The organism is Streptomyces sp. NBC_00080 (assembly GCF_045041255.1).
GTDB lineage: Bacteria > Actinomycetota > Actinomycetes > Streptomycetales > Streptomycetaceae > Streptomyces > Streptomyces coriariae.
In genome coordinates this window covers 1,206,462-1,217,407 of sequence record NZ_CP108235.1, presented here as the reverse complement: position 1 = coordinate 1,217,407, position 10,946 = coordinate 1,206,462, and the positions used below count along the sequence as shown (strand labels likewise).

Here is a 10,946-nt window from a genome sequence, read left to right as displayed (position 1 = left end):
TCGTCACTTCCTCCGGGGAGTGATGCTCTGGAGTGCCCGGTACAGCGCCCGTCGCACCCTGCGGGCCAGCCGTCGCACACCCGCGGGCTGGGGCGCCGGCACCACGAGGACGCCGTCCGACGCGACGTGCAGGGCGAAGGGCAGCGGGTGGAAGCGCGCCCCCTCCGCGTCCGGGGTGAGGCAGACCGTCGTCAGCCAGGTCCTGCCCAGCAGATCACCGACCGGCAGGACGGCCGAGAGGCGGCCGCCCGGCGAGAGCGTCCCGAAGACCTCGCGCGAGCCGCCGGACTTCGCTCCCGTCAGCCGCAGCAGCACATCGGCGGCCTCGGGCACGTGCAGCGGCAGGACCACGTGGAGGCGGTCGTCCGCGACGGCGACGTCCTCGGCCGCCACGCGGCCCAGGCCCAGCCGCCTGCCCGCGTGCCCGACGTCCAGCGCCAGGCTCGCGTACCGGTCGGTCCAGTACGGCAGCACCACGCGCCCCGCGACCACCCCGGCGGGCGGGACGGGACGGCCGTGGCGGGGCGCCGGGCCCAGCCGCAGCTCCTTCGTCCAGCCGCCCAGGCCGACGCGCACGAACACGTCCCACAACCCCTCGCCCGCCGGCCCGCCGCTGAGCGCGGTGGCGGGATCGATGGTGGCGGTCGCCCGCAGGACGAGCCGCACCTGGCTGCCGTCGCCGGCCGGGACCGTCTCCCGGACCACGTCCACCGGCTGGAAGTACTGCGCCGAGCTGGCCCGCTCGCGCAGCAGCAGGTCGGGCGTGGCCCGGTCGAACCGGCCCACGGTGTCCGTGCCCAGCCACCGGACCGCCCCGGCCACGTCCCGTGGCGGCCACTGCGGGGAGCCCCCGGCGGACGGGAAGGTCATCGGCCCGCCGTCGTGCGTCAGCTCGGCGGCGAAGGCGATCCGCAGCACGCCGCCCTGCCAGGTGACGTCCTCCGGGTCGACGGCGAGCCCGACGCCCGCCTCCCACTCCGCGAAGGCGACGACGTCGTCGTAGCGTCCGTCGGCGGCCAGCGCGGCGACGACCCGCTGGGTGGGCTGGAGCGGTGCCGCCACCCCCGGCCCGAACCGCTCGACGACGACGGAGTGGATCTCCTCGAACAGCTCCCTGCGGTAGTCCTCGGGCAGGCCGAGGAAGCGCTTGCCGCGCAGCCGCTCGACCATCTCCACGCGCAGCCACCGCCGGAACAGCTTGTCGCGCAGCGGACCCGGCTCGGTGTACCGCTCGACGACATCGAGGGCCTCCCGGAGGTTCTTGAAGTACCCCACCGGGTCGAACCGCTGGAAGCCCGCGTTCGCGGCGTCGTCGCGTCGGACGTGGTAGTAGCAGACGTAGTCGCTCAGCACCGAGACGTTGTCCGCGCGCAGATAGGCCTCGGTGACGAAGACATGGTCCTCCAGGCGCCGCCGCCCCTCGGGAAAGCGCAGGCCGGTGCGGTCCAGGAAGTCACGGCGGAGCATCTTGTGCGGGGTGAGGCTGTCGATCAGCGGCGCGTTGTCGACGGTGGCGTGCGGGCGGTTGACGCGGAACAGCTCCACCGGCACCCCGCGTCCCTTGCCGGCCATCTTGCCGACGACGACGTCGGCGTCGTTCGCCACCCCGTAGGCGTACATCCGCTCCAGGGCCTCGTCGCCGAGGTGGTCGTCGTTGTCGACGAACATCACGTACTCGCCCCGGGAGACGTCGATGCCGACGTTGCGGGGCTTGCCCGCCCAGCCGGAGTTCTCCTGGTGGACGACCCGGATCCGGGAGTCCTCGGCGGCGGCCGCGTCGAGGAGCGCGGGGGTGGCGTCGGTGGAGCCGTCGTCGACGAAGATCACCTCGTACTCGTCCGGCGGGAGCGACTGCCTCAGCAGCGAGGCGAGACAGTCCTCGATGTAGGGACCGGGGTTGTAGACGGGGACGATGACGCTGACCTTGACCGGCATCGGGCTCCTGGCCCCCTTGCTGGATCGCTCTGCCGTGCGCGGGACGGAGGGTGCGCGTGGCCCGATGCTAACCCCGGCGCCGACGCCCCACCTGTCCGGATTGGTCCGAGTCGGGGATTTTGTAGTCTGGCGCCGTGCGCCTGCTGATGATGTCCGACACCCACCTCCCCAAGCGCGCCAGGGCGCTGCCCGCCCCGCTGCTCGACGAGCTGCCGCACGCGGACGTGGTGATCCACGCCGGGGACTGGGTCGACACGGACACCCTCGACCTGCTGGAGCGCCGCAGCCGCCGGGTCGTCGGCGTGTACGGCAACAACGACGGGCCCGAGCTGCGCGCCCGGCTGCCCGAGGTCGCCTTCGCCGAACTGGGCGGACTGCGCTTCGGGGTCGTCCACGAGACGGGTCCCGCCCAGGGCCGCGAGGCCCGCTGCGCCGCCCGCTTCCCCGACCTGGACGTGCTGGTCTTCGGCCACAGCCACATCCCGTGGGACACCACCGCCCCCGGCGGGCCGCGGCTGCTCAACCCGGGTTCCCCTACCGACCGGCGGCGTCAGCCGCACTGCACCTACCTGACCGCCACCGCGGCCGACGGACGGCTCACGGACCTCGTCCTGCACCGGCTGCCACCGCGCCGATGACACAGAACCGGGCCGCGCCCGGCCGAGAGGGTCGGGGGCGGCCCGGAACTTGCGAGTGTGCGTTGATTCAACGGGCCTCCTTCCTTCGCGAGACGAAGGACAGAGGACATGCATGCCTGTCCGTTATGGGCGCGTACCCCGTCCGCGCGCGCTTCACACCTCCTCGTGGAAAACCGGAGCGAAGGGCGGCCGGCTCACCTCACGTCACCTCGCGCGGTGGATCGCCCCGGCCGTCGCGGTCAGCGGAGCCCCGCTGCCGCCCCAGCGCAGCGCGACGATCTCGGCGGCCACCGACACCGCCACCTCCTCGGGTGTACGGGCCCCCAGATCCAGCCCGACCGGTGAGCGCAGCCGGGCCAGCTCGGTGTCCGTGAGGCCGGCCTCGACGAGTCGCGCCCGGCGTTCGTCGTGGGTGCGGCGGCTGCCCATCGCCCCGATGTACGCGGCCGGCCGGCGCAGCGCCACCTCCAGCAGCGGCACGTCGAACTTCGGGTCGTGGGTCAGCACGCAGACGGCCGTGCGGCCGTCGGTGTCCGTGTCGCGCAGATACCGGTGCGGCCACTCCACGACCACCTCGACGCCCGGAGGGAAACGCTTCGGGGTGGCGAAGACCGGCCGGGCGTCGCACACCGTGACCCGGTAGCCGAGGAAGTCGCCGATCCGGGCCACGGCGGCCGCGTAGTCGATCGCGCCGAACACCAGCATGCGCGGCGGCGGCGCGAAGGAGTGCAGGAACACCGGGACGGCGTCCTCCCGCCGCTGGCCGCGCGGCCCGTAGTGCCGGACGCCGGTGAGGCCGAGGGAGAGCTCGCCGCGCGCGTCGGCCGTGACGGCGGCGTCCAGCCCTTCCGTGCCCAGCGTGCCGCAGGTCCGGTCCGGCCAGACGGCGAGGGTGGCCCCGCGTGGTGCGGGGCCGTCGGTCACCGTGGCCACCGTCACCGGCTCGCCCGCGGCGACCGACTCCGCGACGGCGCCGAACGACGGGTCGAGGCCGGGCGTGACGGGGCGGACGAGCAGCGTGATCTCGCCGCCGCAGGTCAGCCCCACGGCGAAGGCGTCCTCGTCGCTGTAGTCGAAGGTCTCGAGACGGGCCGCCCCGTCGGCCACTACCTCCCGGGCCAGCTCGAACACCGCGCCCTCCACGCAGCCCCCGGACACGCTGCCCACGACCTCGTCGTCCGGCCCCACCGCCATCGCCGCGCCCGGATCGCGCGGCGTGCTGCGGCTGACGGCGACCACGGTGGCGAGCCCGAACGGCGCACCGGCCGCGTACCACCCGTTCAGCACCGGGAGAATCTCGCGCACGATCGGTTTCCTTCCGGCCGCGACGGCCGAATCGGCCGTTTCCCTGAACGGTAATCCGCCGCTGTGCCGCCCGCCGGTCCGCACCGCGCGGGACACCTGGTGAACCGACGGAGCCGGGTTGCCAACTGGGTTGACAGGGAATGAACTTACTCGCGGGTCAGAAGGTATTGACGGTGTCCGGAAATCACCGGACTGTAGTGGACATGCCGAATATCCGGGCACGTCTGCTCGCTGTTCTGGTGGTCCTCTGCGGACTCTGTGGCTTCCTGACGGTGGCGGGCTCCCCGACCGCCGGCGCGGCCACGCTCCCCGACTCCCTCTCCTTCGACGGCACGGCGCTCACCGTGTCGGGCGGCCGCTTCCTCGACGCGAACGGCCGCGAGGTCGTACTGCGCGGATACAACGTCTCCGGCGAGACCAAGCTCGCGGAGAACAAGGGCCTGCCCTTCGCCTCCGTCGCCGACGCCAGGAAGTCCGCCGCGGCCCTGCGCGCCCTCGGCGGCGGCAACTCCGTCCGCTTCCTGCTCTCCTGGGCCTACGCCGAACCGGTGCGCGGTCAGGTCGACACCACCTACCTGGCCGCCGCCACCGCACAGATGGGTGCCTTCCTGGACGCGGGCATCCGGGTCTACCCCGACTTCCACCAGGACCTCTACTCCCGCTACCTGTTCAACTCGGGCAGCTGGTACACCGGAGACGGCGCCCCCGCGTGGGCGGTCGCACTCGGCGGCTACCCCGCCGAGTCCTGCGGCATCTGCTTCCTCTGGGGCCAGAACATCACCCAGAACGGCGCGGTGAAGGCCGCCCAGTACGACTTCTGGCACAACAATCACGGTCTCCAGGACTTCTTCCTGGCCACCGCCCAGAAGACCATGGCGTACGTCAAGGCGAACCTCACCACCGAGCAGTTCAACGGCGTCCTGGGCTTCGACCCCTACAACGAGCCCTACGCCGGCACCTACGACTCCGGCCAGAACAGCCGCACCTGGGAACGCGACCTGCTGTGGCCCTTCTACGTGAAGTTCCGGGCCCGGATGGACGCGGCCGGCTGGACCGACAAGCCGGCCTTCGTCGAACCGAACCTCTTCTGGAACGGCAACGTCAGCAAGGAGGAGGGCGGTCTCCTCGACGCGGGCACGCTCGGCTCCCGCTATGTCTTCAACACCCACTTCTACGACCAGAAGGCCATCTCCGGGGTCCTGATGTGGGGCAACGCGGAGGACGGCCAGTACGTGACCGACTTCGGCACGGTCCGCGACCGGGCGTCGGCGGCCGGGACGACGGCGATCGTCAGCGAGTTCGGCCACCCTCTGAACGGCACGACCGCCGGCAAGGCGCCGACCGTCGTGAAGGCGATGTACCAGGCACTCGACTCCCGGGTGAAGGGCGCCGGTTGGTGGACCACCCCGGCGACCTCGGGTCCTGTCCTGTCCGGTTCGCAGTGGCAGTGGGACATCTACAGCGGCCGTCACCACGAGCTGATGAACGGCAACGCCGACAAGGTGCTCACGACCGGTGACGCCTGGAACGACGAGGACATGTCGGCCGTACGCCTGGACGACAGCGGCACGGCGACCCTCCGTCAGGACGCCCGGCTGCTCGACCGGATCTACCCGAGCGCCACCTCCGGCACCACGGTCGCCTTCACCTACGAGGACCGCTCCCGCGACGGCTCCACCACCCTCACCTGGAATCCGGTCCCCAGCTCCCTGCCCAACACGAAACAGCTCGTCGGCTCCGGCCAGTACGGGCTGCTGGTGTGGCGTTCGAACGGCGGCACGGCACCCACCGAACTGCACCTGCCGGCCTCCTTCCCGACCGCCACGACGACCGTCGTGTCCGACCTCGGCACGGTGTACGCCCCGCCCGCGTACACGACGACCACGAAGATCGCCGCGGCCGCCGAACCGGGCGGCACGGGCAGCCGGCGCCTGCTGCTCAGCGCCCCGGACTCGGGCACCGTGCACTACGCCCTGGTCGCCAACGGGGCGACCGCACCTTCCGCGAGCCTGCTGGCCGCCGCCCGTACGGAGCTGTCGGCGTGGGTGACCCAGAAGGTGGGATAGCCCCACCGGGCACGACAGCACGACAGCAGGGGTGGGTGGCGGTCACCGCCACCCACCCCTGCTGTCTGAGAAGCCGTCAGCCGGCGTTTGTTCCGCTCCAGTTCGCCGCGACATGGCCGATCCGGACCCGCTGCGGATGGTCGCCCACCGGCACCGACACGACCTTCTGCCCGGTGGCGAAGTCGATCGCCGTGACCTGGTCGGCGCCGCTCTCGGAGATGACACAGCTCCTGCCGTCGCCGCTGACCGTGGCCCAGTAGGGCTTGGAGGCGGTGACCAGGGGGCCCTCCTGGAGGGTCGCGCGGTCGACGACCGTCGCGTAGTCGTCCATCGTGCCCGCCACGCACAGCTTGCTGCCGTCGGGGCTCATCGAGATGCCGTGGTGGCGCGAGTCGTTGACGAAGGTGGTGCGGTCGTCGCTGGTCGCCGGGTTCTTCGGCAGGGTCTTCGTCCGGGTGATGCGGTCCGTGGCGAGGTCGTACTCGAAGAAGCCGTTGAAGAACGAGACCTGGAAGTACAGCTTGGACTCGTCCGGTGAGAAGACCGCCGGACGCACCGCGTCCGAGTAGTCCTTGAGGCCGATCGCGTCCAGTCGCTGCCGCATGTCGATGACCCTGACCTGCTGGTACGTGGTCGCGTCGACGACGGTGATGCGCCGGTCGCCCTTGGTGAAGTCCTGCCACGGGGCGTCCTGCGAGGTGTTCACGTCGCCGATCGACATGTTGTAGATGTACTTGCCGTCCTTGGTGAAGATGTTCTCGTGCGGCTTGTCGCCGGTCTTGAACGAGCCCAGCTGCCTGCCGGTGCCGATGTCCAGGACGTGCACGGTGTTCGAGATCGACGCGGAGACCGCGACCCGGGTGCCGTCGGGCGAGACGGCCATGTGGTCGGAGCGGTAACCGGACACCGGGAAGCGCCAGTTGATGTTCCCGGTGGCCAGGTCGATGGAGACGACGTCGGCGAAGCTGGGCCGGGAGACGACCACCGAGGCGCCGTCCGGCGTGGTGTACATGTCGTCGACGAACTGGTCGTGGCCCTCGCCGACACCGTTGCGGATGGCCTGGAAGTAGATCCACTTGATCGGGTCGGCGTTGATCTCCGCCATCCGGGCGCTCTTGTCGGGGATCACGTTGATCCGGCCGACCTTGGCGAAGTCACCACTGGACTTGATGACGTCCGCGGTGCCCTCCCAGTTGTTGCCGACGAAGAGCACCTCGCGCAGCGCGGCGGCGGTCGGGGCGTCGGAGACGGCGGTGGCGGCGGTGGCAGGGGCGGTGACGGTCAGCACGAGGGCGGCGGCTACGGAGCAAAGGTGCCTGGATCTGAAGGCAGGCATGGCTGCTCTCTCCTCTGGGGGCGCAGGTGTGGGGGCAGGGCGGAACAGGGCCGCCCAATCTGAACACGGAGGCATTCAGACTTTACTTACTGGAAAGTAAGGAAGGGGGGGCCTTCGCCACAAGACTCCGTACACGACAAAATTGGCGGCGGGGGAGCACGGAGCGACGAGGGAGGGTCAGTGGCGGGCAGGCTCAGGGCGCCGACCGGCCGTTACGGCGGCAAGACCGCAGAGCAGCGGCAGGCCGAGCGGCGCGGGAGATTTCTGGCGGCGGCGTTGCAGCTGTTCGGGGACGTTCCCGGCTACCGCGGCACCACGGTCGCGTCACTCAGCGAGACGGCAGGTCTGTCGACCCGCCAGTTCTACGAGGAGTTCCGCACCCTGGAGGACGTCCTGGCCGCGCTGCACCTCCAGGTGAACGACTGGGCCGAGGAGGCGGTCCTCGCCGCCTTCGCCGCCGCCCAGGACCTGCCGCTCCTGGAGCGGGTCACGGCGCTGTTCCGCGCCTACGCGGCCGACGTGACCTCCGACCCGCGCCGCATCCGGATCACCTTCGTGGAGATCGTCGGGGTCAGCACCCGGCTGGAGGAACAGCGACTGGCCCGCCGCGCCCGCTGGGTCGACCTCATCTGCGCCGAGGCCTCGGCGGCCGCCGCCCGTGGCGAGGCGGCCCCCCGCGACTACCGCCTCGCGGCGACCGCCTTCATCGGCAGTGTCAACGGCCTCCTCCACGACTGGAGCGCCGGGTGGGTGGACGCGACCCTGGACGAGGTGGTCGACGAACTGGTGCGCCAACTGCTGGGAATCCTGCGGCCGCCGGGGTGGGAGCGGCAGCCATCCTGAACGGCATCGGGGACGACGGGGGGCTTGGCGAGTTGCAGGATGACGAGGACCGGGAACTGCTCGAGGCCGGTCTGGACGACGAGGGGGAGCGGGCGGCCTACGCACGGGCTCTGGAGATGAGCCTGAAGGCTCCCGGCTCGGCCGACGAACCCTCGACCGTCTCGAGTGCTCAGGTGGCGATCCGTCTGGACCGGCGCCCCGGCGCGTTCCGGACGGACGTCCTACGGGCGATGCGTCTGCGGGAGAACGTCGCCCGGGTGCGGCGGGCGCCTCTGTACCAGCAGGCCGTGCTGCGCTACGAGGTCGCGCGCGACAGGCTGGACGAGGCCGAGGACCGCATCGCGCCGCTGCTGCCCCGCCTGACCTGGGACGTGCCGTTGGCCGTGGCCGCCCTGTCCTCGACGGCCCCGGTCGTTCTGTGGGCGACCGGGAGCGGCTGGTGGCCCGCCGGGCTCGGCGTCGCACTGACCGCCATCGGCGGGGCCCTGTGGCGACCGGAGTCACGCGGCCGGGTACGGGCGTTCCTCGTCTTCGTCTTCGCGCTGACGGCGAGGGTCGTGCGGGTTCGGGCGGTACGGAACCGGACCGCCGAACTCACACATGTCGCCGCGCGGGACGTCATGCCCTCGGTGGTGCAGAACGTGGTCTCGGAACTCCTCGGTGAGGATCCCGACTGTCTGCTCGTCGCCACGGAGTACGAGGGCATCAGAGACCACCGTGACCAACGGTATGTGGTCGACAACCAGGCCATGGCGGAGATCCGTCAGAAGCTCGACGCCCTGGTCGACGGGACCATCGCCGTGTGCGGACCACGCGGCTCCGGGAAGTCGACCCTGCTCGCCACGTACGGCGACACGCACGACCTGAAGGTCTCCGTGCAGGCACCCGCCTCCTACGCGCCTCTGGAGTTCCTCACCTCGCTCTTCGTCGTCCTGTGTGAGACCTACTTGACGGACCACGGGTACGGCTTTCCCGAGTTCCGCCGCCTCAGCCCGCTGCGCACCGGGCTGCGCAGGCTCGGCGCGGCCGTACGGGCGCTCACCCGAAGCCTCCTCGTGGGCCTGCTGGCACTCGGGCTGTTCCTGGTGGGTGTCTTCTCCGCCGCGCGTGACTTCGTGGAGCACCACTTCGGAGCGGTCGTGCGAGCCGGCGACGACACGGCGGAGCGGCTGCGGGATGGCCTGGTGGCCGTCCTGGAGGGCAGGCGGCCGTGGCAGGCGCTGTCTGCCGTCGTCCTCGGCCTTCTGGTCTGGAAGTACGTCAGGAAGTGGCGGTTCAGCGGCTTCACCGGCGTCGGGCGCCAGGTCCTTCTCGCTCCGGTCGGCCGGGTGCTGATGGTGCTGGGGCTGGTGACCGTGTGGTCGCCGAGGCCGGTGATCGCCTGGTTCGAGGACTGGCGCCACGACGAACCGGCCGTCTACTACCCCACGATGGCGGTCGTGGGGGTGCTCGCCGCCATCGCCGTCTGGCTGGTGGTCACGCCTTTCTGGGAATACGTGCGCGGGACCACCGCGCGGGTCGCGGCCCTGGTCTTCGTCCTCGGGTTGGGAGTGGTGTTCGTCGACGACCGGACGAGGCACGCGGCCTTCGGATGGGATCTGTCGCAACGAGTGGCCCTGATCTTCCTGGGCGCCGTCATGATCAGGGCGTCCCGGTGGAGGCGCGGAAAGCGGGAGCCGACCCTGGCCAGACGGTGCCGGGACCACCTCTACCGGCTCCAGACGGTCCAGAGCGTGACGTACGGCGCGAGCGGGGCCCCGGCAGGCGGGCTGCTCAGCCTGGGTTCCACCTACGGCACCTCGTTCACCGCGTCCCCCCTCACCCTGCCCGAGCTCGTCCAGCAGCTGAGGCGCACCCTGGCCGAGGTGGCCGCGGAACTCCGGCCGCAGGAACGGCGCCTGGTGGTCACCATCGACGAGATCGACCGTCTCGGATCCACCGCCAAGGCACTGGAGTTCCTCGGAGAGATCAAGGCCATCCTGGGCGTCACCGGCGTGCACTTCCTCATCTCGGTGTCGGAGGACGTGGGGGCGGCTTTCGTCCGGCGGGGACTGCCCGGACGCGATGTCGCGGACAGCACGTTCGACGACGTCGTCCATGTGCGGCCGTGCTCGTTGGAGGAGTCGAAGCGGATACTGGGCCAGCGTGCCGCCGGTGTCTCTGAGCCGTTCGTGGCGCTCGCCCACGCTCTGTCCGGCGGTGTGCCGCGGGACCTGATCCGGTACTCCCGCGAGATGGTGTCACTGCGCGAGAGCAGGGGCGAGGTCGAGTTGCGGAACATCGCCGCCTGGCTCGTCACCCGCGCGATGCGGGAGACGGTCGACGCCTTCAGGGCCGGGGTGAGGGAGGGCGCCCTCCCCACCCGGAGTACGGATGTGGTCTTCGGGGCGACCAGACGGCTGGCGGAATTCCTGCACGCCGACTGCCTGTGCGAACTCGACAGGATGCGAGGGCACATCGGCCGGTTCGCGCGGTGGGCGGACGGTCCCGGCGGTGGCGAACTGCGGGCAGACCTGCCCGCCGACGCCCTGGAGCGTCTGGAGGAGGCCGCCGCCTACGCCTACTTCTGCGTCACCCTCCTCGACGTGTTCGCGGCACCGGGGTTCGAGCGTCGCCGTACGCAGGCGCACGTGCACAGACCGGACGGAAGTCTCGAGCGGCTGGCGGTCGTGCGGGGGGAACTCTCCCTCTCGCCGCACAGCGCCCGTCGGCTCCTCGACGACACCAGGGCGGCGTGGGGGCTGCCGCGTGTGCCTGCTCCCGACCTGCCGGAGATCGTCGAGACCGCGCGCAGGTCCTGCCCGCACTACGCCGACTGAGTCG

Annotated in this window: 7 protein-coding genes; 4 read left to right on the top strand and 3 right to left on the bottom strand. The window is 71.3% G+C overall.

What is annotated here, in order from left to right:
- Window positions 1–3: 3 nt before the first annotated feature.
- Window positions 4–1,935, bottom strand: coding sequence for a glycosyltransferase (locus tag OHU34_RS05375; protein WP_142267462.1), 1,932 nt, complete (start codon window positions 1,933–1,935; stop codon window positions 4–6).
- Window positions 1,936–2,069: 134 nt separating this feature from the next.
- On the opposite strand from OHU34_RS05375, the gene OHU34_RS05370 reads away from it, so the two are divergent.
- Window positions 2,070–2,573, top strand: a complete 504-nt coding sequence (locus OHU34_RS05370) for a metallophosphoesterase (protein WP_020129000.1) — start codon at window positions 2,070–2,072, stop codon at window positions 2,571–2,573.
- A gap of 204 nt (window positions 2,574–2,777) precedes the next feature.
- On the opposite strand, the gene OHU34_RS05365 is transcribed toward OHU34_RS05370, so the two are convergent.
- The gene (locus tag OHU34_RS05365) at window positions 2,778–3,878 is read right to left on the bottom strand and encodes an XdhC family protein (RefSeq protein WP_405765071.1); all 1,101 of its coding nucleotides are present in this window, start codon (window positions 3,876–3,878) and stop codon (window positions 2,778–2,780) included.
- A gap of 203 nt (window positions 3,879–4,081) precedes the next feature.
- On the opposite strand from OHU34_RS05365, the gene OHU34_RS05360 reads away from it, so the two are divergent.
- Entirely contained in the window at window positions 4,082–5,944 is a 1,863-nt protein-coding gene (locus tag OHU34_RS05360) for a cellulase family glycosylhydrolase (RefSeq protein ID WP_200839881.1), read from the top strand.
- 76 nt (window positions 5,945–6,020) lie between these two features.
- On the opposite strand, the gene OHU34_RS05355 is transcribed toward OHU34_RS05360, so the two are convergent.
- Complete coding sequence (locus OHU34_RS05355) at window positions 6,021–7,280, bottom strand: YncE family protein (protein WP_142267464.1); 1,260 nt, start codon at window positions 7,278–7,280, stop codon at window positions 6,021–6,023.
- A gap of 180 nt (window positions 7,281–7,460) precedes the next feature.
- Here OHU34_RS05355 and OHU34_RS05350 point away from each other — a divergent pair, with 180 nt between their 5' ends.
- Window positions 7,461–8,123, top strand: coding sequence for a TetR/AcrR family transcriptional regulator (locus OHU34_RS05350; protein WP_142267465.1), 663 nt, complete (start codon window positions 7,461–7,463; stop codon window positions 8,121–8,123).
- A 32-nt stretch (window positions 8,124–8,155) separates the two neighbouring features.
- On the top strand, window positions 8,156–10,942 hold the full coding sequence (locus tag OHU34_RS05345; RefSeq protein ID WP_230193944.1) for a P-loop NTPase fold protein: 2,787 nt from the start codon (window positions 8,156–8,158) through the stop codon (window positions 10,940–10,942).
- Window positions 10,943–10,946: the final 4 nt, after the last annotated feature.